The sequence below is a fragment of the Bacillus cereus group sp. N21 genome (assembly GCF_016483395.1).
GTDB lineage: Bacteria > Bacillota > Bacilli > Bacillales > Bacillaceae_G > Bacillus_A > Bacillus_A pseudomycoides.
In genome coordinates, this window is record NZ_JAEHBX010000004.1 from 93641 (window position 1) to 115666 (window position 22026).

Consider the following 22026-nt stretch of genomic DNA (forward strand, 5'->3'; position numbering starts at 1 on the left):
AAAGAGAAAATAAAAATGAAAAAATGAGGGGAACTTTATGAATCAAAATCAATTTGATTGTCGTATTTCAGAAGAGGATGTACAAATGCTACGAGCGTTAGCTCACCCGCTCCGTCTTCGCCTTGTAATGGAGCTTATGGGGCGTGGAACTTGTAACGTAACACAATTGCAGGAAGTATTAGAAATTCCGCAATCTACTGTTTCACAGCATTTAACGAAATTAAAGCAGAATAAAGTTGTTCGTTTTGAAAGACGCGGCTTAGAAGTATATTATCAAGTGCATAATGAGAAAGTAAGTGAAGTTGTAAAGACATTATTTTCATAAAATTGAATATTATAGAAAAAAGACGTGGAAATGCACGTCTTTTTTCTATAAAAATAGGCGTGAAAACCCCACTTTAAGATCTGAAGGAGATAAGTGACAGGAGTTTTCACGGAATATATTTCAAAGAGAAATGAGAAGATAAATAAGAGTGTAGTAAGTAAAAGGAGGAATGAAGGATGGATGTAAAGCGCGTAAAACAAATTTTATCATCTTCGAGTAGAATCGATGTAACTTATCATGGTGTACCGGTTTGGATTGAAAGTTGTGATGAGGGACGTGGGGTTGCAAATGTACATGATGTGAAATCACCAAATGAAACAGTACAAGTAGATGTTACAGCGCTAGAAGAGCAATAAAAAAAGCGGAGAATTTTCTCCGCTTTTTTTATTCCATCATATGTGCAATTTTTTTAGAGAACATAAGAAGTACTAACCCAAGTACGATTACGATAATACCAATGCTTGCGAATACTTCTAGATATCCTAAAGATTGTGTGAAGGCAGCTAGTGCGCCAGCTAGATAGTTCGCCATACCAGAACCAGCTAACCATACTCCCATTAATAGGGATGCTAATTTTACAGGAGCAATTGCACTTACCATTGATAGACCGATTGGTGATAAGAATAGTTCACCAATTGTATGGAACAGGTATGTGAATACGATGAATAATAAGTTTGCTTTAGTAGCAATATGTGCTTCATCGCTTCCAGTTTTCAGAACAGCTAATGTTAAAACAAGGTAGCCAATGCCTAGTAAAATCATACCAAGTGCCATTTTTGTTGGAACTTTTAAGTCACCATTTTTTGTTTTAGATAGTTTCATCCATAACATAGATACGAATGGTGCTAATAGTACGATAAATGCTGGGTTAACAGATTGGAACCAAGATGTTGGAACTTCCCATCCGAAAATTGTACGATCAACAAATGTGTTTGTATATAGTGTTAAAGAGCTACCAGCTTGTTCAAAACCTGCCCAGAAGAAAACTACGAAGCAAGTTAAAATAACGATTGCCCAAGTACGGTTCTTTTCTTGTTTTGTTAAAGGTTTTTTCTCAATTACTTTTGCATTTTTGTCTTGTGACTTTTTACCTACAACTGTTGTTCCTGCATTACCAAGGTAACGAGGAGCTAATAGGTTAAAGAAAATCTGTCCAACAATCATACCGATACAAGCTGCAAGGAACCCGTATTTATAACCCATAACCATAACGCCATTAGCGCTTGTTTTAAAGAAATCTTCTGCAAGGAATCCGCAAATTAGTGGTGCAAAGAAAGCCCCTACGTTGATACCCATGTAAAAGATTGTAAAAGCACTGTCACGGCGTGAATCATTTTCACCGTATAGTTCACCTAAAAGTGTAGAAATATTTGGTTTGAAGAATCCATTACCGATGACTAATAATCCTAGTCCTAAAAAGAGACCGGTTTTTGTATTCATTGAAAATAGTACAAAGTTACCAATTGCCATAATAATACCACCAAGGGTAATTGCATGACGTCTTGTAATAAAGTGGTCAGTTAACCACCCACCTGCAATTGGTGTGAAATATACTAATGCTGTAAAAATTCCGTATAATTGTACTGCAAAAGCCTTGTCGAATCCAAGACCGCCGCTTACAACAGTTGTTGTTAAATAAAGAACTAAAAGGCCACGCATTCCGTAGTAACTAAATCTTTCCCACATTTCTGTTAAGAACAACAAATATAATCCAGGTGGATGTTTTTTTGGTGATTGTTGTTCTTCAGCTTTTTTTAATTTTAAAGCTGCATCCATTTTTGCTTCCCCCTAATCCTGTATAACGGATATTTATGTAATCATTTTAATTTACAAAATATTTAGAAGTCAATAGAATTATATGGAAATAGAAAGAAAATTTCTTAAACAATCTATTGAATCTCTATCCGTTATCGTATTTTTCCCTGAAAACGAGATAATAAGCGTTTTCAAATGTAGTATTTGAATTCTAAAAGAAAATAAAATAAAGATTAATCAGAAAATTTAGATTAAAACAATTCTTCTGATATAGAGAAAATATATTTTATTTGTTATTATAATATAACATATTGAGAATAAAAATACAAAATGAAATAATGTGACACTTTTATGAAATAAAAAACAGTTCCCCAAAAAGGGGAACTGTTTTGAATAAAGAGTTTACTTTACAAATCGTTTTTCAATGTCATCTAGCATTAAGTTTGCAGCCATTACACCGCCAGCTGTATTCCAAATTACATCGTCAACTTGATATACTTTGTTGTTTTTTGCAGCATTTAAGTTTTTGAATAAAGGATCGTTTATATATTCTTTCTCAAGTTCAGAGCCTTTTTTCTCATTTCCTTGATTGTAAGTAAAGTAGAAGATGATATCGCCATCCATTGCAGGGATACGTTCTTTAGATACGTTACGTTCTGCAAAGTCATTTTTGTTTTGATCACCAGGACGTTTGAAGCCAAGTTCTTTTAAAATAACACCAGAGAATGTATCGCCGTGATAAATACGAACATCACCAGGCATAAAGCGTACCATAGAAATTTCTTGATTTACTTTATCCCCAAGCTTTCCATTTAAGTCTTTGATACGTTTGTCGTAATCAGCTAATACCTTTTGACCTTCTTTTTCTTTATTCAATGCTTTTGCATAAAATTTAAAGTTATCTTTCCATTCACCGCGTAGTGTTTCTGCGAAAACAGTAGGAGCAATGCCATTTAACTGCTCGTATATTTTTTCTTGACGCATTTTGTTACCGATAATTAAATCAGGTTTTAATGCGGCAATTGCTTCGACATTGACTTGACTTTCGTTACCGACAGATTTTACATCTTTCATTTTATCTTTCATATGTGGATACCATGAGTCGCCAGTAGTAGGTGGCGTTACAGCACCTACTGGTGTAACACCAAGAGTAAGTAAAGCCTCTGCTCCTTCATTTGTTAAAATAACAACGCGTTTTGGATTTGCAGGAGCTTCTGTTTTACCCATTGCATGTTCTACAGTAATCATTTCTTTCTTTTCTTCTTTTTTAGGTTCTGCCTTGTTAGATGAGTTACTACATGCACCTAAAAGGAGTGAAAATGATAGTACGAATGCAAATAACGCAAACGATTTTTGTTTGATGAAATTCATTATGTATCCCCCTACATATTGAGAATAGTTTTCATTATCAAAATTGATATTACGGTTTTATGAATATATTGTCAATAGTAATAATTTACAATCATTATCGCTACAACTGAAAATAATTATTACTATCATTGACAATGCAAATTAAGTTACAATACACTAACAACGTATCATTATGCATTAAAGGAGAAACGCTGCATGTTATTAAAAACAAATCAAGCAAAATGGGTTGGATTATTTGTTGGAATCATTGCAGTTATTACTTGTATTTGGGGGAGTATTATTTTCGGATATACAAATACGAGTTGGAAACTAGCATTGGATGCTTTTTTCCATTTTAATGGTTCGAATGAACATATTATTATTCAAAACGTACGTCTTCCACGTGCGCTTATCGCTGCTAGTGTTGGTGCTAGTTTAGCCATCGCTGGTTGTTTTATGCAAACTTTAACTAAGAATCCACTTGCTGCTCCGGATTTTATCGGATTAAACTCAGGTGCTGCGTTTTTCATCGTTGTAGCCATCGTTGTTTTTTCGATTTCATCTTTGTCAGCGTTTACGTGGATTGCTTTTTTCGGTGCAGCAGTTGCTGCAGCACTTGTATTTGCTTCTAGTTCTTTAGGTAAAGAAGGGACAACGCCTCTCAAATTGACTTTGGCAGGAGTAGCGATAAGTGCCTTATTTTCTTCTTTAACCCAAGGGTTGCTTGTATTAAATGAGCAGGCGTTAGAAGAAGTATTATTTTGGCAAGCTGGTTCCGTACAAGGGAGAAAGTTAGAAGTATTACAATCTGTATTTCCATATTTATTAGTTGGCTGGATTGCTTCTCTTATGATGGCAGGAAAAGTGAATACACTCATGATGGGAGAAGATGTAGCAAAAGGGCTAGGACAACGAACAGTGATGATGAAGGCATTTGTACTACTTATTATTGTTTTATTGTCAGGTGGATCTGTTGCTGTTGCAGGTCCAATTGGTTTTGTTGGAATTATTATCCCTCATTTTGCAAAAGCTCTTGTCGGTGTAGATCATCGCTGGAGAGTTCCGTATAGTGGGTTGTTAGGTGCCATTTTGTTATTACTTGCAGATATTGCTGCAAGATATGTCATTATGCCACAAGAAGTTCCAGTAGGGGTTATGACAGCATTTATTGGTGCACCATTCTTTATTTATATTGCACGTAAGAGAGGGCTTAGCAAATGAAGAAGTATATTCCGTTTCGTATAGGAAAAGACGGCCTCTCGTTTTTAATGTATAAACGAGCTTGTCTCGTCTTGTTAGGTTTATTCGTTGTTTTAATAGGATTATTCTTTGCAAGCGCAGGTATGGGGGAGATGAAGATCGCCCCATATGATGTATGGCAAGCAATTACTGGAAACGGTGATGCGATGTCTAATATGGTTGTAAATAAGTTCCGTATGCCGCGCATTTTAATTGCAATTCTTGTAGGGATAGCTCTTGCTGTAGCAGGTTGTATTTTACAAGGACTCGTTCGAAATCCGCTTGCTTCGCCTGATATTATTGGAATTACAGGTGGTGCAAGTGTAGCGGTTGTATTATTTCTTGCTTTATTTAGTGATAAGAACAATGCATTAACAGTAAGCATTCATTATATGCCGCTAGCAGCATTTATTGGTGCAACTGTCGTCGCATTTTTTGTATATTTATTCGCATGGAGAAATGATGGATTATCAGCAGTTAGTCTTATTTTAATAGGTGTCGGATTTTGGGCACTGACAAAGGCAGCGACAACATTATTTATGCTGTTAGCGCCAATCTATCAAGCGAGCCAAGCAAATGTATGGATTACCGGTACTGTTTACGGATCTTCTTGGCAAAACGTAGGGGTATTAGCACCTTGGGTTCTTATCTTAACAGTGGTTGCATTTATATCGGCGAGACATTTAAATGCACAAGAACTTGGTGATGATATTGCTGCCGGACTTGGGATTCGTTTAACAAAATCACGTTTTTTCCTGCTACTCCTAAGTACGGCGTTAATTGGGGGAGCGGTTGCTTTTGCAGGTGGAATCGGATTTGTTGGTTTAATGGCGCCGCATATTTCAAGAAGATTAGTTGGTTCTTTATATGGTGCATTACTTCCAGTAGCAGCTATTGTCGGTGCGATTTTAGTACTTGCTGCCGATTTAATTGGGCGCACAGTCTTTGCTCCGCTTGAAGTTCCAGCAGGTGTATTTACATCAGCAATCGGTGCTCCGTATTTTATTTATTTACTTTATAAAAGTCGAAATTCATAAAGGTAAAAAAATACATAGATGATTTTCTGTCTATAAAAAACGGGGTAAAGGAAGATGAACATGCAAAAAGCACTAGAGACTAAATCGTTAACATTGTCTTACGGTGAAACAACTATAATTAATGAGTTAAACCTAGAGATTCCAAAAGGAAAGATTACGATTTTTATCGGTTCTAACGGCTGCGGAAAATCAACTTTATTACGTTCGCTTGCTCGCTTATTAAAACCGACATCGGGTGATATTTTATTAGAAGATAATGCAATTCAAAATATGCAAACGAAGCAAATTGCGCGTCAAATGGCAATTTTACCACAAGGACCTCAAGCTCCAGAAGGACTTACTGTACTGCAACTTGTGAAACAAGGACGTTACCCATATCAAACATGGCTGAAGCAATGGTCAGAAAAAGATGAGGAAATGGTACAAAGAGCGCTTGCTGCAACAGGTATGACGGAATTTGTTGAACGTGATGTTCATGCTCTTTCAGGTGGACAACGTCAGCGCGCTTGGATTGCTATGACGCTTGCACAAGATACAGATATTATTCTGTTAGATGAGCCGACAACATACTTAGACATGACACATCAAATTGAAGTGCTAGATTTATTATTTGAATTAAATGAAACAGAGCAAAGAACAATCGTTATGGTACTACATGATTTAAACTTAGCGTGCCGCTATGCAGACAACATTGTAGCCATTCAAGATAAACAAATTTATGCGCAAGGTAAACCAGAAGAAATTGTTGATTGTAAATTAGTTCGTGATGTATTTCGGATGGATTGTCAAATCATAACCGATCCGTTATTTGGAACGCCGCTTTGTATTCCGCAGGGAAGAGGAAGATGTTTACTTCCACAAGCAGCGCAGGTAGTGAAATGAAAAAAGCGATGAAATTTCATCGCTTTTTTATTTTTTACAAGAAAACAAGAGAAAAAGAGGAATACGCAATCGGCGTGTATATTCTTCTTCGCTTTGAAAATGGTTTCGTTTTGGTATTGCTTCTCGTAAATCTGTAATTGTAAATCCAGCTTGTTGTAAGAGTGTAAAATATTGTTCGATGGTGCGGTGATATTTAATGACATCCTGTTCAATCCATGGTTCAATACGCTCTCCAGTTTTGAAATAATTGTCGATAAGCCAACTTGTTCTCTTACCGCTAGTTTGTAAACTCTCGAATGAAGAAGTAATAACAGGATGTTGAACGCTAAAAGTGAAGATGCCGTCGTTTTTTAAAGTTTGATAAACATTTTGAAAAATAATATCGAGATGTTCAATATAGTGCAGAGCGAGTCTAGATGTAACAAGGTCAAAAGTAGAAGAGGGATATGTATAGTCTTTGAGGTTTATAAAATGGACGATTCCATTTTTATTTTCTAGTTGTTTTATAGCTTCTGTATACATAAGGTGAGAGCCTTCAATACCGGTATAGGATAAACAACCTTTTTGTAATAATTCTACACCGAACTGGGCATCACCACATCCTAGATCAAGAATTGTCTTTTCTTTCACATCACCAATGAGCTGCAATAAGGCTGGTTTTTCGATTGTATCATTTGGATTATCATTTCGATATCTACGCTTCATGTACTGTTCAAAAAAAGAATCGTTATTATATACTTCAGATTCTGTAAATGCCATTTTCTTAGCTCCTAAAAACATTTTTTTCATTCTATCAAACAATTGAAGTAAATCATAGATTTCTTGTATTTAATCCTATATAATTAAAAGTTGTAAGCGTTTTCTTTAAGCTATTTTTCTATAATAAATTTCGAAAACGTGTTAAGCTAGTAGAGGGATTATTAGCATTATTAAGATAATAATCCGCTTACATGAACGATAGGGAGGCTTCACGATGTCTAGTAAAACACTCGCAAACTTTTTAGAAGAAAATTTAGAGGATTTAAAAGCAAAGGGGCTTTATAACGTAATTGATCCGCTAGAAAGTCCAAATGGACCAATCATTACAATTGGCGGGAAAGAATATATTAACTTATCTTCAAATAACTATCTTGGTTTAGCAACAGACAATCGTCTGCAAGAAGCAGCAATTGGTGCAATTCATAAATATGGTGTTGGTGCAGGGGCGGTACGTACAATTAATGGTACTCTTGATTTGCATATCAAATTAGAAGAAACAATTGCAAAGTTTAAACATACAGAAGCAGCGATTGCATATCAATCAGGATTTAACTGTAATATGGCAGCGATTTCAGCTGTTATGGATAAAAATGATGCGATTCTTTCTGATGAATTAAACCACGCGTCTATTATTGACGGTAGCCGCTTATCGAAAGCAAAAATTATCGTTTATAAACATTCTGATATGGAAGATTTACGCAAAAAAGCAATCGAAGCGAAAGAATCCGGTCTTTATAATAAATTAATGGTTATTACAGATGGCGTTTTCTCAATGGATGGTGATGTTGCGAAACTACCAGAAATCGTTGAGATTGCAGAAGAGTTAGATTTAATGACATATGTAGATGATGCACATGGTTCAGGCGTACTTGGACAAGGTGCAGGGACTGTAAAACATTTTGGCCTTTCTGATAAAGTAGATTTCCAAATTGGTACATTATCAAAAGCAATTGGGGTAATTGGAGGATATGTAGCAGGGAAGCAAAACTTAATTGATTGGTTAAAAGTTCGTTCACGTCCATTCTTGTTCTCAACAGCTTTAACACCAGCGGATGCGGCGGCTTGTATGAGGTCTATTGAAATTTTAATGGAAAGTACAGAACTACATGACCGTTTATGGGAAAATGGCCGTTATTTAAAACAAGGTTTAAAAGAGCTAGGCTTTAACATTGGAGAAAGTGAAACACCAATTACACCTTGTATTATTGGCGATGAAGTATTAACACAAGAGTTTAGTAAACGTTTAAATGAAGAAGGCGTATACGCAAAATCAATTGTGTTCCCAACTGTAGCAAAAGGAACAGGTCGTGTTCGTAACATGCCAACAGCGGCTCATACGAAAGAGATGCTTGATGAAGCAATTCGTAAGTATGAAAAAGTGGGAAAAGAAATGGGAATCATTTAACACAATTACATCTTTTGAAAGCTTGCAAATGAGGAGTGGGGAAAATGAAAAAAATTCTAGTAACCGGTTCTTTAGGGCAAATTGGTTCTGAACTTGTAATGAAACTTCGCGATGTATACGGTGCATCAAACGTTATTGCGACAGATATTCGTGAAACAGATAGTGATGTTGTAAAATCTGGTCCATTTGAAACATTAGATGTAACTGATGGTCAGAAACTACATGATATTGCGAAACGGAATGAAGTGGATACAATTATTCATTTAGCAGCTTTACTTTCAGCAACTGCAGAAAAAAATCCGTTATTTGCGTGGAATTTAAATATGGGTGGGCTCGTAAATGCATTAGAAGCAGCACGTGAGTTAAACTGTAAATTTTTTACGCCAAGTTCAATCGGTGCGTTTGGTCCAACAACGCCAAAAGATAATACACCGCAAGATACAATCCAGCGTCCTACTACAATGTATGGGGTAAACAAAGTAGCAGGAGAATTGTTATGTGATTACTATTATCAAAAATTTGGTGTTGATACACGTGGGGTCCGTTTCCCAGGTTTAATTTCTTATGTGGCTCCTCCAGGAGGCGGTACGACGGACTATGCAGTTGAAATTTATTATGAAGCAATTAAAAAAGGTGCTTACACCTCTTACATTGCGGAAGGCACATACATGGATATGATGTATATGCCAGATGCACTGCAAGCAATTGTTTCATTAATGGAAGCAGATCCAAGTAAGTTGATACATCGTAACGCTTTTAATATTACCGCAATGAGCTTCGAGCCAGAACAAATTGCAGCAGCAATTCGCAAGCATATTCCGACGTTTACAATGGATTATGCTGTGGATCCAGCTCGTCAAACCATTGCTAACAGCTGGCCAAACTCAATTGATGCAACAGCAGCGAAAGAAGAGTGGGGCTTTAAAGCGGAGTATGATTTAGATAAAATGACAGCTGATATGCTTGCTAAATTAAAAAAAAAATTAGAAGCTGAGTTAGTACTTAGCTAATGAAAAAAGAGCCGATTCAATTTTTTGAATCGGCTCTTTTTGTCAGCATACCTAAACATAGTCTAGGGAAGAAATAAGTTTTTTCGTTATATAGACTTTACCTTATTCGTATCTAGACTTCCTGGTTCGGTGCTAGATTCAGGGTATTGTTGTTCCGTTTCTTCATATTGTTTCTCATATTCGTAGCTAAATGCTTTATGCGCTTTTTGTTCTTTCTCCCAAGGAGTCGATTTTCCTAACTTTCTGTTAGTGGAAGAACCGTAAGGGCCCTCAGGAAACTCTTCGGGAATGACATATTGATGTCTTGCTTCAGCAGCTGTAAAATCTGTATATTGTTCATCCTTTTTTGGGGACAAATGAAACATCCTTTCAAGTATATTTGATAGTAGACTTCTTCTTTAATATACCCAAAAAGATTTCTATGAATTTTTCATTTCCTTTTATCAGCGCTTTTTCAAATATATCGACCGGTAGATATATTTCAACTAAAAAACAGGAGCTAAAATCAGCTCCTGTTTCCTATTCAATCGTCTTCAGTAATAATTTTTTCAATAACGGTTTAATCTTTAAGCGTAAATCTTCAGCATGATTCGCCACTAAGAAGTGATGGTTATAAATATTTTTCATTAATTGATATGTTGCTTCTTTTGCTTCGCCTTCTTCGATGAAAATCCCGATGACTTCCATACCGCTTTTACGAGCAAGTTTAACCGCTTCGTGTGTATCTAAAATACCGTCTTGCTGATAGTCTAATGCAGATGGTTCACCGTCTGTAAAGACGAGCAGGAATTTGTGTTTCTCTTGCCTTTTTGCAAGCTTTTCAGAAACGATGCGGATAATGTAACCATCCCGATTGTCTTCCTCTTCACGAAGCTGCATAATTTCTGGACCAACGTTTGGTAACGTTGAATTTTTGTATGTTACAACTTCATGAATTACGTTTGGCTTATCTTCTGGTGTTGCACTAGAAGCATCTTCCCAAAAACCACTAATCGCATGAGGGATTTTTAACGATTTTAATGCTTCATGGAACAGAACAACACTCTTCTTTGTTTCTTCCATTTTATTATACATAGAGCCAGAGCAGTCCACTAATAACTGAAAGGCAACATCAAGCTCTTGTGATTCTTGTCCTTTTTTATAAAACATACGTGGTTGCTTTTCTGTATAAATACGTAGAAATTTTTTACGAAGTCTTCCGTAGTATTTATCGCTATTCGCGTTTGTTTTGTTTTCAATCGTTTTTTCAATAATTTTCTTTAATTCTTTTACGTCTTTATTAATGACTGACTTGATGGCTTGATAGTCTTTCTTATCGTCAGGGGTTGGCTTACGAGCTTCTTTAAATGTATGTGACGCACCAACGTTATATTTACCGTATATGCCCTCATTTTGACTAGAAGCATGGGAAGCTCTCGCATCTTCAGTATCAGCGCCATCAAAATTCGACTGTGTACTTTTTTGCGAAGTACCTTGTACTGAACCGAGTGCTTGATCACCATCTTCAGACTCACGAGCCGTATCGCCCATCATATTTGTTTTCGTACCACTTTCTAATTCAAAACGTAAGAAGTTTTCATTTTCATTATTTTTATTTTCACGATGCCATGTAGAGAAGCTTTCATTAATTTTGCTCTTATTATCGTCATCATCTACGATTTGGACATCATCATTTGCTAAATCTTCTACGCGCCCATCTTTTTCTTCTGCAATAACAGATAAATAGAGCGGCGCATGTCCAAAGTAGTTATTAATCATATCATTTTCAAGAAAACCTTCTAAGCGATAACGGATTTTTTCAACAATATACATTGTATCTTCCGTATTACGAGCCTGAAATGCTTCATGTAAAATAGCTTCAATTTGCTCAAAATATTCGTTGTTAAACATTTCATATTTATCGCTTGTTAGTGAAAGATAGCATAGACAAAATAGACGATCTCCATGATAGTTACGAACACGATTTATTTCATTTTGTGAGCCAAAATAATTTCGGTACATTTCCTTGCGTCGTCTAAAGATATGTTTCGTTCCAGGACGTAGGCTTTTTACAATTTCTTCAACTCGTAAATCTTCTAACAGAACAAATAATTGTGTTAAAAACTTTTTAAGAGGGGACTCTTGTAATTCGATCGCATAAGAGCGAATTAACTTCATGTCTGAGTAATGTTTATTGCCAAGTGCTTTTAAAAACACTTCGCTTTTTAATCCGATTACTGTATCTTCTTCTTTGCGATCATCCCAAAAGTGACTAATGACAACCTTTTTTTCAACTTCGTCGTAATAAGCTTTATAGCCATACTCTAAGTAAGCATCATCTTCTTTTAGAAGAGCATACATTAAATTTTCCATTTGAAGAAACAGCGACGCATCAATTTTTTTGTCACTAAAAATTTGTCTCATGAATTATCCCTCAAAGAAATAGCTTTCGGCTAATTCACGGACAGTCATTTGTTCTGTTTCATCATTTAATTTCGCGATGATGCTTCGCTCAATCGCACGCATAACAGGGATATATACGCCTAAATCACATGCATCGATAATACCACGAATACTTGCTGCTTCTTCACTTACACGTCCATCACGAGCAAGTGGCATGAGGTCACTTGCGAATGCCACAAACTTTTCAATTGTTGCAATGTCTTTCAATTTTGATTCAGATAATAATAGTTGTTTTAATGTATCGCCTTGAATATAAGGAACTTCAATGATAACAAAACGGTTTTTTAATGCTTCATTTAATTCACTTGTTCCAACATAACCTTCGTTGATTGCAGCAATTACACGGTATTCTTCATCACCATATACAACTTGCTGTGTAAATGGATTTGTAATCATTTTACGGTAATCCAATGCACCGTGAAGAAGTGGAAGTGTTTCAGGTTTTGCCATATTAATTTCATCGATATATAGGAAATGCCCATTTTTCATTGCTTTCATAAGAGGACCGTCAACGAAGGAAACTTCAGATGCCCCGTCTTTTGTTTTTAATGTATTGTATCCTAAAATACCTTCCACATCTAAATCAACCGAACAGTTAATACTGTGCATTGGTTTTTGGAATAAGGAAGATAGAGTTTCTGCAAGGACTGTTTTTCCGCTTCCGGTTGGTCCCTTCAGTAGAATATTTTTACCAAGCAGAAGTGCTGTAATTGCATCCTCAATAATGCTATTATCCGATGCTTTGTACATTTTTGTACCGATTAAATGTCCATTTTCACCAGCTGCTTGTTTGTTTTTTTCGTGAATTGTTGCCAGTTGCTGCTTTAAATCAGCATGTATATGAAATTGTTCTAACATGTATTTCCCACCTAACATTATTTTCATAAAGTAAACAATACATCTTATGATAACTTGTTTTAATATGGTATGCAAAGAAAAGGAGAGGGAGAAGAATGTACCATAATAAAAGAAAAAAGTAACCAAAATGACTTTGATTACTTTTTTGTAATTATAATAAAGGGGAAATTAGACGCATTAGAGATTCTAGTATTCGTTTTTTAATACTTCTTTTTTGGAATGATTTCCATCTAATTTCAGTTGAATGGTTAAAATCTTCTTCAAAATCATGTTTAATATCAAGAACTGTCTTGGATTCATAAAGTACGCTAATGATTTCATAATTTAGTTCAAAGCTGCGGACATCCATATTTGCCGTGCCAATTGTTGCAATTGTATTATCAACAAGTACAATTTTAGCGTGCATAAAACCATCTTTATAGCTGTAAATTGAAGCTCCTGCTTTTAGGAGTGGTGTAAAGTATGATTGAGATGCTTGATCACTAATGATGCTATCGCTCTTACCTGGATATAGAATGCGGACATCTATTCCAGCCAGTGCACTTAAACGAAGTAATGTTAATGTTTCTTGATCCGGAATGAAGTAGGGTGTCGCAATCCAAATTGATTTCTTAGCAGAAGCTATAACAGCAAGTAAAGTATTGCGAATGCTTGTATCATCTGAACTTGGTCCACTTGCTACAATTTGAACAGCACCTTCTGCATGAGAATTTTCTTTACCTGGAAAGTATTTTGTATTCATAAATTGATCCCAAGAATAAGTATTTAAACCACTAGAGGCATAGAGCCAATCCTCAAGAAATATTGCTTGTAATTTGTATAATGCTTTCCCTTCTATTCGTAAGTGACTGTCACGCCAAATTGGGAATTTTTTAGAACGACCAAGATACTCATCACCAACGTTGAGCCCTCCGGTAAAACCAATTTCTCCGTCGATAATGATGATTTTACGATGGTTACGATAATTGACTGTTTCAAGTAGCCACGCTGAAAATATAGGATCGAATTCCACAATTTCAATTCCTGCATCTTTCATAGGCTGTAAGAAGCGTTTTCGCAACGTATTGCTTCCGAGTCCATCATAAAGGAACCGTACAATTACACCGGAATTTGCTTTTTTTATTAAAGCGTCTCGAATTTGTGTACCAATTTCATCTGCTCGATAAATGTAGTATTGAATATGTATATGGTGTTTTGCATGTTCAATCGCTTGTGAAATTTCTGGAAATGTTTGTTCACCGTTAGTTAAAAGTTTTGTGGTTGTTGCATCGGCGACAGGGCCACCTCCAAACTTTTGTACCACTTTTGTTAAATGCATAGAGTGTTCACTTAATGAAGAAATAGATGATACATCTAGCTGCCTTCCTTCTAAAATTTCACGGAATAATTTTCGCTGCTCTTCTGAACGATGAAGATGTTTTTTTCTTCTCCAGCGACTTCGGCCAAAAATAGAGTATAAAAGTACACCGACAACAGGAAGAAGAGCCAATACTAAAAACCATGCTAATGTGCTTTGTGGGGAACGGTTTTCAATAAAAATAACGAAAGAAATTCCTACAATTGTGATAGACCATAAAGCACCAACGAAGGTGTATAGTGAAATAATGGACGTATCTAAAAGGAAAAGTACGATAGATACAAGTGTAAATACAAATAATAATTGAACGATAGGATTTTTCATCTGTATAAATCTCACCTATTCTTTCTTAAATATAGGATTCTTATATGGAAGCTGTAATCTAACATTTCTATTATAAAACGTTTTATTTTTTTGTACCAATCTAGACATTTTGCCCATGCCTTCCGCATTTGTCCTACATAAGGTATATTGTTCCATTTTTTATATGAAAAGGAGTGTGAATGACATGAACGGAGTAAGTCGTCCGTTTGGTGGGTTTGGTCATGTCGACGGATTTGGTCATGGTGGATATGGTTATCCATATTACTCAGATTATCCATACTATACGGATTATCAGGACTATCCTTATTATTCATACAGCACATATTGATGAACGCGGAAGAACAAGTACTCATGTTTTCCTCATTTGTTCTGCGTATAGTAGTAAATAATCAGTATAAAAGGGGATGAAGATAAAATGCATGACATAAGAAATCATGGAGGATATCATCACAATCATCATAGCGGTCATCATCATGGTGGACATCATCCTCATCATGATGGAGGGCATCATCATGGTGGCGGATGGGGTGGTAGCTCATGGGGAGGAAGCACATTTTTTCCAGGAAGTTTTGCGGGTGGTTTGGTAGGGGGACTTACAGCAGGAGCTTTAACGAGCGGTGGCGGATATTACCCAGCACCATATCCGGTATCCTATCCAGTGTCTTACCCAGTAACCTATCCAACGCAGTATCCATATGGCGGATTTTAATAAAAGACGTAGGTAAGCATACAAAAAACTATGGTAAAAAACAGACGATTGCAGTCTGCTTTTTTTATTTTTATGACGTTTATCATTAAATCGTATGTTTTTGAAAATATTCGATAATAGATTCTTTAAATGTTTTTGTGGTTCTATATTTGTGGTAATGAGATTGGAGGTATGACTGGTCATATTTTTATCGGTATTGCAACGGATTTATCTTCATGGAGAGTCGCATTAGGACTACTTGGGATTCTTACGGTCATCTGTAGTATTTTATTTTGGCGTACATTACCTACTCCAATGAACTCTAAGAAAAAAGTGCTTCATGTCCGCTCTATGTGGAATGCATATACAATACATTTCAAAAATAAACAATTAGTAGCGACCATTTTACTTGGGTTTACGTTAATGGGAGGATTTTCTTTGGTTCTATTAACTCGAAAAGAGTATCATATGGAGCAACATAAAAGTAATTAATAAGTATTCAAGAAATAAAAGAAGCTGTGAGCGAACAATCCAATGTATTTGGAGGGTTCTCACAGCTTCTTTTGTATTCGTATTAGCTTGCTTTGTTATTTGGTTGTTCTGAAACGGGAGTAGACGAATTTTTCATCAAAATTGGATAAAGAATAAGCCCTAATACAAATAATCCAATTCCTAAGAAAAATGTTTTCAAATCAGCTGTTCCAGTTTTAATAACCCAAATGGAATATAGAAATGCAAGTAAGGTAATGATTCCATCTTTTACTCGAGATCCTGGTGTTATATCATATGTTTCTCCTGTAACAACTAGTTTTAATTGATACAAGGTAGAAACAAGGTATGGAATTAAATAGGCTAAAGTTGCAACAACAATGGCAAAATTATATGCTTCTGAAACAGTGCCAGAGATTGTTGAAAATAAGAAAATTTGAGTCATAATATTTGTAACAAGCAATGATTTTGAAGGGCTTCCTTTTTTATTTGTTCTTCCAAAAAACTTAGGGAAAAGTCCATTCTTCGCTGCTTGATAAGGTACTTCTGAACTAACAACAATCCACCCTACAGTAGATCCGAATAATGATACAAGTGCAAGTAGTGCCATAATGTAAGCACCTTTATTACCAATTGCTAGGTTTAATGCATCCACCAATGGTTTTTGTGATTCTTTTAAAGCATCTTGCGGAAGAGCACCCATTGTGAGTAGGGTAATTGCCATGTAAATAAGAAGTGCAATAATTAATCCAAAGATCGTTGCTTTTTTCACATCACGCTGTGATTTTGCGCGATTAGACAGCATAACTGCTGACTCAATTCCTATAAATGCCCAAAGAGTTGCAATAGCAGCAGCATTTATTTGTCCGCCTAATGGAATCGATTGTCCAGCCTCATTCATAAATGTTTGGCCATCACCAAAATTAGAGGCGTTAAAAATAAATAATGTAATGACGATGAACATTGTAAATCCGATAATCTTTGCAATCGTTGCAAGGAGATTCATGTTGCCCGCTCTATCGATGTTTTGAGAAAGGATACATTGAATTCCCCATAGCATGATGCTACATACAGCAAATGTTAAACCTTTTCCAAGTTCTAATGAAAACCCGTTTAGTGAAAAAAGAACTTGCTTACTTTGTAAAACTGGGAAGAATGTAGACAAATATCCTGCAAAGGAAATAATAACAGAAGCAGTTGCAGCCCAGTTAGCAGCCCAGTATCCCCATGCCATGCTATATCCAGCAACTTTACCTGCCTTTTGAGAGGTAAACATTGCTTGTGCATAACTTTGTGGGCCAGCTTTTAACTCCGGTTTACGCACTGCAAGGTTTCCGAATACAAGTGCAATCATAAATACACCAAGTCCTGTAATTGTCCATGCAAGCGTCGATCCCATTGGACCTGATACTTGCGCTAAATTTGCTGGGAGCATAAATACGCCACCGCCAACCATATTTCCCACAACAAATGCTGTTAAAATCCATAAACCCCATTTTTTCGTTTCCATGTTTGTCTATCTCCTTTGTAGTAGTTTTGCTTATTCATCATCTTTTTACTAACGTTTTTTGAAAATAAAAAAGAGCCATGTAGATAAAAAATACCTACATGGCTCTTTGCCAAAGCGTAGGTACAATGGGAATAACCCTTGTACCTACGCGTGAATTTTTCCGCTAGGTTTCAAGGGTTTACGTATGATGATGATGTTTTTGTGCAAATGTAACTACAGTTGTATTATTTGTAAGCATAGTTCTTTGCTCCCTTTCTCCTCTGATTTTGAAGTTAGTATACTACATGTTTTTTAGAATGAAAAGAAAAATATGAAAAAAATTTATAAAAATGCGGATTGATGACTAAATATTTATATATACTTTCTTGTATTGGAAAATAAGTGAGAGATTGGAATGATTTTCTGTCATGCTATAATACAAGTAGAAATAGAAGGTGACAAGGGGTTATTCAAAATGATGAGTAAGTATGAACAGATCTATACGGAGATAAGTGATTCGATTGATAATCGTAAATTAAAAGAGGGATGTAAAATCCCATCTGAAACAGAATTGATGAAGCAGTATGAAGCAAGTAGAGGGACGGTAAGGAAAGCAGTCGATTTATTACAGGAACGTGGATATGTACAGAAAATACATGGCAAAGGCGTTTTTGTTTTAAAGCGAAAAAATATTGAATTTAACTTTGGTGGTATTGTGAGTTTTCAAGAGGAAAATGAACGTTTAGGGCGTCAATGTATAACAAGTGTTGTAGAGATGGAACAATTGTTAGTACCGAAAGAAATGGCTAAATTATTAAATGTAAAGACGAAAACGAAGGTAGATCATATTAAACGTGTTCGAAATATTGATGGGGAAAACGTGATTCTAGATGTAAACTATTTCGTATCTGAACATATTCCGGGATTAACGAAAGAAATTGCTGAGAAATCGATTTATAAATACATTGAGAAGGAATTAGGATTACATATTAGTTATGCACAGCGTGTTATTGAAGTGCAACCTTGTACAGATGATGATCGGAATTATTTGGATTTGAATGGAACAGATTATGTTGTTGTTGTAAAAAACTTTACGCATCTTTATGATGGTAGTCAATTTGAATATACAGAATCACGTCACCGTTTAGATATTTTTCATTTTTCTGATGTGGCGCGGAGAAAATAAAGAGATGAAACAGTGCAGTGTTTCATCTCTTTATTTTGTATATTTTGAGAACAAATTAAAAAAAACTCACCAACTCGTATATACGAGTGTTGACTAGCTTATATATACGAGTTAATATGTATTTGTAAACGGTATCAAAAAAAGAAAAGAGGGACGGAATATGGGGAAGGATTATCGTAAGATAGCAGAAGAAGTGCTGCAATATATTGGTGGGAAAGAAAATATTGAACAAGCAGCGCACTGTGTAACAAGACTACGCATCGCTTTGAAGGATGAAAGTAAAATAGATAGCGAAAAACTGCAATCGATTTCTTTAGTAAAAGGTGCGTTTCATAACGCTGGGGTATTTCAAATCGTTATTGGTCCAGGAGATGTAGATCGCGTATACGCTGAATTGATAACGCTTGCAGATATGAAAGAATCCACGGTAGCAGATGTAAAAGATTCAGGGAATCAAAAATTAAATCCGCTTCAAAAGTTTGTAAAAGTATTTTCTGACGTATTTATGCCGATTTTACCGGCGATTATAACAGCTGGTTTATTAATGGGAATTAATAACTTATTAGGTGCAAAGGATTTATTTTTTGATGGCAAAAATTTATTAGAAGTATACCCAAACTTAGGGGGACTGTGGGATTTAATTAATATGATGGCCAATACGGCATTCGTATTCTTACCAGCACTTGTTGGCTGGTCAGCAACGAAACGTTTTGGCGGCAGTCCGATACTTGGTATCGTAATGGGACTTATGTTAGTACATCCTGATTTATTAAATGCATGGAATTATGGAAAAGCAGCTGCAGGGCTAGAGGGACAAAAAATTGAGTACTTCAATATTTTAGGATTGTTCCAAATTGAAAAAGTAGGTTATCAAGGACAAATTTTACCGATTTTAGTAGCGGCATTTGTCTTAAGTAAAGTTGAGATTTTCCTGAAAAAACGTGTACCAAATGCGATTCAATTATTAGTTGTTCCGATTACAACAATTGTTGTAACTGGTGTATTAGCGTTAGGAGTCATTGGTCCAGTTACACGTCATCTTGGAGACTTACTAACAGCTGGATTAGTGGGAGTATACGAAACAGTTCCTGCTTTGGGAGCAGTATTATTTGGCGCATTATATGCACCGTTAGTTATTACAGGTATGCATCATATGTTTATTGCGATTGATTTACAGTTAATTTCGCAAAGTGGTGGTACATTTATTTGGCCAATGATTGCACTTTCTAACATTGCGCAAGGTAGTGCAGCGCTTGCAATGTTTTGGATTTCCAAAAATCAAAATGATAAAAGTATGGCGTCTACATCAGCGATTTCGGCGTACTTCGGTATTACGGAGCCAGCGATGTTTGGCGTAAACTTACGAAAAAAATTTCCGTTTTATGCAGCTATTACGGGATCGGCAATTGCAGCAGTATTTATCACGTTAAATGGTGTATTAGCACCAGCGATTGGAATTGGTGGGTTACCAGCATTTATTTCTATCATTCCGAAATCGATTCCAATGTTTGTTGCTGGGATGATAATCGCAGTAGTGGTACCATTTGTTTTAACAAGGTTATTTGCAAAACGAGTAAAACAGAAGTAGGAGGCAGCTTAGTATGAAAGATTGGCATAAAAGCGTTGTCTATCAAATTTATCCGAAAAGCTTTAATAGTTACTACAACACAGAGACCGGTGACATAAAAGGGGTCACAGAGAAACTAGATTATTTAAAAGAACTCGGAGTGGATTACATTTGGTTAACACCGGTATACCAATCACCGCAAAATGATAATGGCTATGATGTAAGTGATTATTATTCTATTGATCCGTCTTATGGAACGATGGAGGAATTTGAAGAGCTACTAGCAGAAGCGAAAAAACGTGAGATTGATATTATGCTTGATATCGTTGTAAATCATAGCTCAACGGAGCATAAATGGTTCAAAGAAGCGAGTGAAGATAAAAATAGCCCGTATCGTGATTTTTATATATGGCGTGATGAAAAGAATAATTGGCAATCTAAATTTGGCGGTTCGGCTTGGGAATATGATGAAGAGACAGGGCAATATTATTTACATCTATTTGATAAAACACAAGCTGATTTAAATTGGGAAAATGAAAAACTTCGAGAAGAAGTATACGACATGATGCGTTTTTGGCTTGAAAAAGGTGTTAGAGGATTCAGGCTGGATGTCATTAACTTAATTTCAAAAGAACAGCATTTTTTAGATGATGAAGGAACATCGGCTACAAGCGACGGACGTAAATATTATACAGATGGACCGCGTGTTCATGAATATTTACAAGAGATGAATCGTGAAGTGTTTGAAGGAAAAGATGTGATTACAGTCGGAGAGATGTCATCTACGACAATTGAGAATTGTGTCAAGTATTCGAATCCAGAGCGGAAGGAATTAAGTATGACATTTAGCTTTCACCATTTAAAAGTAGATTATCCAAATGGTGACAAGTGGACGAAAGCGGATTTTGATTTTTTGAAATTAAAAAAAATCATGTCGAAGTGGCAAACCGAGATGCAAGAGGGTGGCGGGTGGAATGCATTATTTTGGTGTAATCATGATCAACCACGTATTGTTTCTCGCTTTGGTGATGATAAACGGCACCGAAATGAATCTGCAAAAATGTTAGCAACAGCGATGCATATGTTACAGGGGACACCTTATATTTATCAAGGTGAAGAAATTGGGATGACGAATCCGGACTTTGATGATATTAGTAAGTATCGTGACGTAGAATCTTTAAATATTTATAAGATGAAGAAGGCGCAAGGGATGTCAGGTGAAGAAATTATAGGTATCCTGAAACAAAAATCTCGTGATAATTCGCGCACGCCTATGCAGTGGAATGGAGAAGTGAATGGTGGTTTTACAACAAGTACACCTTGGATTTCAGTTGCGGAGAATGCAAAAGAAATAAATGTGGAAAAAGCGCTACAGGATAAAGAGTCTGTGTTCTATCATTATAAAAAGCTAATTGAACTTAGAAAAACATATGACGTTCTTACAGAAGGTAAATATGCAGTTTTAGATATAGAGCATCCAAATATTTGGGCGTATACACGCACGTTAGATAATGAAGTATTGTTGGTTGTAAATAATTTTTATGGGGAAACAATCACATATTCCGTACCAGATGAGGTTCAGTTAACTGGAATGAAGCAAGAAGTATTATTATCAAATTATGAGGATTCAGGTGAAGATATTAGAAAGCTTATCCTTAGACCGTATGAATCCATTGTGTATCGACTTACTAAATGATTGAAAAAAGAGGTTGTATGTTTATAACATACAACCTCTTTTAAATTTAAAACACCACTATATATCTTTTGTACTATAAAGGTTACGTCCAATGGTATGTACAATTACATCATTTGATGAATAGGTAATTTATGGAAGTTGTTTTATACTAGTATTGTGTCTTGCCTT

21 protein-coding genes are annotated in these 22026 nt (G+C 35.8%); 13 read left to right on the forward strand and 8 right to left on the reverse strand.

Features of this window, described 5'->3' with window-relative positions; genetic code table 11:
* Positions 1-37: 37 nt before the first annotated feature.
* Together JDS96_RS03535 and JDS96_RS03540 are read left to right on the forward strand one after the other, a co-directional pair.
* Positions 38-325 (forward strand): ArsR/SmtB family transcription factor, encoded by a 288-nt coding sequence (locus tag JDS96_RS03535; RefSeq protein ID WP_003195107.1) that lies wholly within the window; start codon positions 38-40, stop codon positions 323-325.
* Between the two features lie 176 nt (positions 326-501).
* A complete protein-coding gene (locus JDS96_RS03540) occupies positions 502-681 on the forward strand; it encodes an acid-soluble spore protein H (protein ID WP_199666035.1) in 180 nt (59 codons plus the stop codon).
* Positions 682-709: 28 nt separating this feature from the next.
* Here the strand turns inward: JDS96_RS03540 and JDS96_RS03545 are convergent, their stop codons facing one another.
* Together JDS96_RS03545 and JDS96_RS03550 are read right to left on the reverse strand one after the other, a co-directional pair.
* Complete coding sequence (locus tag JDS96_RS03545; RefSeq protein ID WP_003195104.1) at positions 710-2101, reverse strand: peptide MFS transporter; 1392 nt, start codon at positions 2099-2101, stop codon at positions 710-712.
* Between the two features lie 381 nt (positions 2102-2482).
* A complete protein-coding gene (locus JDS96_RS03550; protein ID WP_199666036.1) occupies positions 2483-3451 on the reverse strand; it encodes an ABC transporter substrate-binding protein in 969 nt (322 codons plus the stop codon).
* Between the two features lie 195 nt (positions 3452-3646).
* Here JDS96_RS03550 and JDS96_RS03555 point away from each other — a divergent pair, with 195 nt between their 5' ends.
* The 3 genes from JDS96_RS03555 to JDS96_RS03565 are packed head-to-tail and all read left to right on the forward strand — an operon-like array spanning position 3647 to position 6588.
* Positions 3647-4651 carry a FecCD family ABC transporter permease gene (locus tag JDS96_RS03555; protein ID WP_199666037.1) on the forward strand — a complete coding sequence of 335 codons (1005 nt, stop codon included), beginning with the start codon at positions 3647-3649 and terminating at the stop codon, positions 4649-4651.
* Complete coding sequence (locus JDS96_RS03560) at positions 4648-5706, forward strand: FecCD family ABC transporter permease (RefSeq protein WP_018781929.1); 1059 nt, start codon at positions 4648-4650, stop codon at positions 5704-5706. Before JDS96_RS03555 ends, JDS96_RS03560 begins: the two co-directional genes overlap by 4 nt.
* A 54-nt stretch (positions 5707-5760) precedes the next feature.
* Positions 5761-6588 carry an ABC transporter ATP-binding protein gene (locus JDS96_RS03565; protein ID WP_199666038.1) on the forward strand — a complete coding sequence of 276 codons (828 nt, stop codon included), beginning with the start codon at positions 5761-5763 and terminating at the stop codon, positions 6586-6588.
* Positions 6589-6615: 27 nt separating this feature from the next.
* Here JDS96_RS03565 and JDS96_RS03570 read toward each other — a convergent pair whose 3' ends face one another.
* Positions 6616-7347: a class I SAM-dependent DNA methyltransferase gene (locus JDS96_RS03570; protein ID WP_033795873.1), complete on the reverse strand. Its 732-nt coding sequence runs from the start codon at positions 7345-7347 to the stop codon at positions 6616-6618.
* 214 nt (positions 7348-7561) lie between these two features.
* Between JDS96_RS03570 and JDS96_RS03575 the strand changes: the two genes are divergently transcribed.
* Together JDS96_RS03575 and JDS96_RS03580 are read left to right on the forward strand one after the other, a co-directional pair.
* On the forward strand, positions 7562-8752 hold the full coding sequence (locus JDS96_RS03575; protein ID WP_016113089.1) for a glycine C-acetyltransferase: 1191 nt from the start codon (positions 7562-7564) through the stop codon (positions 8750-8752).
* Positions 8753-8787: 35 nt separating this feature from the next.
* On the forward strand, positions 8788-9762 hold the full coding sequence (locus tag JDS96_RS03580; protein WP_003205847.1) for an L-threonine 3-dehydrogenase: 975 nt from the start codon (positions 8788-8790) through the stop codon (positions 9760-9762).
* 86 nt (positions 9763-9848) lie between these two features.
* Here JDS96_RS03580 and JDS96_RS03585 read toward each other — a convergent pair whose 3' ends face one another.
* From JDS96_RS03585 to JDS96_RS03600, 4 genes are all read right to left on the reverse strand, one after another.
* Positions 9849-10127 carry a hypothetical protein gene (locus JDS96_RS03585; protein ID WP_199666039.1) on the reverse strand — a complete coding sequence of 93 codons (279 nt, stop codon included), beginning with the start codon at positions 10125-10127 and terminating at the stop codon, positions 9849-9851.
* A gap of 154 nt (positions 10128-10281) precedes the next feature.
* The gene (locus tag JDS96_RS03590) at positions 10282-12165 is read right to left on the reverse strand and encodes a vWA domain-containing protein (protein WP_006093517.1); all 1884 of its coding nucleotides are present in this window, start codon (positions 12163-12165) and stop codon (positions 10282-10284) included.
* A gap of 3 nt (positions 12166-12168) precedes the next feature.
* The gene (locus JDS96_RS03595; protein ID WP_018765567.1) at positions 12169-13062 is read right to left on the reverse strand and encodes an ATP-binding protein; all 894 of its coding nucleotides are present in this window, start codon (positions 13060-13062) and stop codon (positions 12169-12171) included.
* 151 nt (positions 13063-13213) lie between these two features.
* Positions 13214-14743, reverse strand: a complete 1530-nt coding sequence (locus JDS96_RS03600) for a cardiolipin synthase (protein WP_097795449.1) — start codon at positions 14741-14743, stop codon at positions 13214-13216.
* A 184-nt stretch (positions 14744-14927) separates the two neighbouring features.
* Here JDS96_RS03600 and JDS96_RS03605 point away from each other — a divergent pair, with 184 nt between their 5' ends.
* From JDS96_RS03605 to JDS96_RS03615, 3 genes are all read left to right on the forward strand, one after another.
* Positions 14928-15071 carry a hypothetical protein gene (locus JDS96_RS03605; RefSeq protein WP_199666040.1) on the forward strand — a complete coding sequence of 48 codons (144 nt, stop codon included), beginning with the start codon at positions 14928-14930 and terminating at the stop codon, positions 15069-15071.
* 87 nt (positions 15072-15158) lie between these two features.
* Positions 15159-15452, forward strand: a complete 294-nt coding sequence (locus JDS96_RS03610) for a hypothetical protein (RefSeq protein ID WP_199666041.1) — start codon at positions 15159-15161, stop codon at positions 15450-15452.
* Positions 15453-15581: 129 nt separating this feature from the next.
* A complete protein-coding gene (locus JDS96_RS03615; RefSeq protein ID WP_374220974.1) occupies positions 15582-15923 on the forward strand; it encodes an MFS transporter in 342 nt (113 codons plus the stop codon).
* Between the two features lie 82 nt (positions 15924-16005).
* On the opposite strand, the gene JDS96_RS03620 is transcribed toward JDS96_RS03615, so the two are convergent.
* Entirely contained in the window at positions 16006-17430 is a 1425-nt protein-coding gene (locus tag JDS96_RS03620) for an amino acid permease (protein WP_003195241.1), read from the reverse strand.
* A gap of 454 nt (positions 17431-17884) precedes the next feature.
* Here JDS96_RS03620 and treR point away from each other — a divergent pair, with 454 nt between their 5' ends.
* From treR to treC, 3 genes are all read left to right on the forward strand, one after another.
* A complete protein-coding gene (gene treR / locus JDS96_RS03625) occupies positions 17885-18595 on the forward strand; it encodes a trehalose operon repressor (RefSeq protein ID WP_006093523.1) in 711 nt (236 codons plus the stop codon).
* 160 nt (positions 18596-18755) lie between these two features.
* Entirely contained in the window at positions 18756-20183 is a 1428-nt protein-coding gene (gene treP / locus JDS96_RS03630) for a PTS system trehalose-specific EIIBC component (RefSeq protein ID WP_199666047.1), read from the forward strand.
* 13 nt (positions 20184-20196) lie between these two features.
* Positions 20197-21858 carry an alpha,alpha-phosphotrehalase gene (gene treC / locus JDS96_RS03635; RefSeq protein WP_199666055.1) on the forward strand — a complete coding sequence of 554 codons (1662 nt, stop codon included), beginning with the start codon at positions 20197-20199 and terminating at the stop codon, positions 21856-21858.
* The last annotated feature ends 168 nt before the right edge of the window (positions 21859-22026 follow it).

Coding starts and splice junctions, on each gene's coding strand:
- JDS96_RS03550 (WP_199666036.1), bottom strand. CDS start 3,451: ATGAATTTCATCAAACAAAAATCGTTTGCGTTATTTGCATTCGTACTA.
- treP (WP_199666047.1), top strand. CDS start 18,756: ATGGGGAAGGATTATCGTAAGATAGCAGAAGAAGTGCTGCAATATATT.
- JDS96_RS03540 (WP_199666035.1), top strand. CDS start 502: ATGGATGTAAAGCGCGTAAAACAAATTTTATCATCTTCGAGTAGAATC.
- treR (WP_006093523.1), top strand. CDS start 17,885: ATGATGAGTAAGTATGAACAGATCTATACGGAGATAAGTGATTCGATT.
- JDS96_RS03535 (WP_003195107.1), top strand. CDS start 38: ATGAATCAAAATCAATTTGATTGTCGTATTTCAGAAGAGGATGTACAA.
- JDS96_RS03595 (WP_018765567.1), bottom strand. CDS start 13,062: ATGTTAGAACAATTTCATATACATGCTGATTTAAAGCAGCAACTGGCA.
- JDS96_RS03600 (WP_097795449.1), bottom strand. CDS start 14,743: ATGAAAAATCCTATCGTTCAATTATTATTTGTATTTACACTTGTATCT.
- JDS96_RS03585 (WP_199666039.1), bottom strand. CDS start 10,127: ATGTTTCATTTGTCCCCAAAAAAGGATGAACAATATACAGATTTTACA.
- JDS96_RS03615 (WP_374220974.1), top strand. CDS start 15,582: ATGTTTTTGTGGTTCTATATTTGTGGTAATGAGATTGGAGGTATGACT.
- treC (WP_199666055.1), top strand. CDS start 20,197: ATGAAAGATTGGCATAAAAGCGTTGTCTATCAAATTTATCCGAAAAGC.
- JDS96_RS03590 (WP_006093517.1), bottom strand. CDS start 12,165: ATGAGACAAATTTTTAGTGACAAAAAAATTGATGCGTCGCTGTTTCTT.
- JDS96_RS03620 (WP_003195241.1), bottom strand. CDS start 17,430: ATGGAAACGAAAAAATGGGGTTTATGGATTTTAACAGCATTTGTTGTG.
- JDS96_RS03575 (WP_016113089.1), top strand. CDS start 7,562: ATGTCTAGTAAAACACTCGCAAACTTTTTAGAAGAAAATTTAGAGGAT.
- JDS96_RS03560 (WP_018781929.1), top strand. CDS start 4,648: ATGAAGAAGTATATTCCGTTTCGTATAGGAAAAGACGGCCTCTCGTTT.
- JDS96_RS03545 (WP_003195104.1), bottom strand. CDS start 2,101: ATGGATGCAGCTTTAAAATTAAAAAAAGCTGAAGAACAACAATCACCA.
- JDS96_RS03570 (WP_033795873.1), bottom strand. CDS start 7,347: ATGGCATTTACAGAATCTGAAGTATATAATAACGATTCTTTTTTTGAA.
- JDS96_RS03605 (WP_199666040.1), top strand. CDS start 14,928: ATGAACGGAGTAAGTCGTCCGTTTGGTGGGTTTGGTCATGTCGACGGA.
- JDS96_RS03610 (WP_199666041.1), top strand. CDS start 15,159: ATGCATGACATAAGAAATCATGGAGGATATCATCACAATCATCATAGC.
- JDS96_RS03565 (WP_199666038.1), top strand. CDS start 5,761: ATGAACATGCAAAAAGCACTAGAGACTAAATCGTTAACATTGTCTTAC.
- JDS96_RS03555 (WP_199666037.1), top strand. CDS start 3,647: ATGTTATTAAAAACAAATCAAGCAAAATGGGTTGGATTATTTGTTGGA.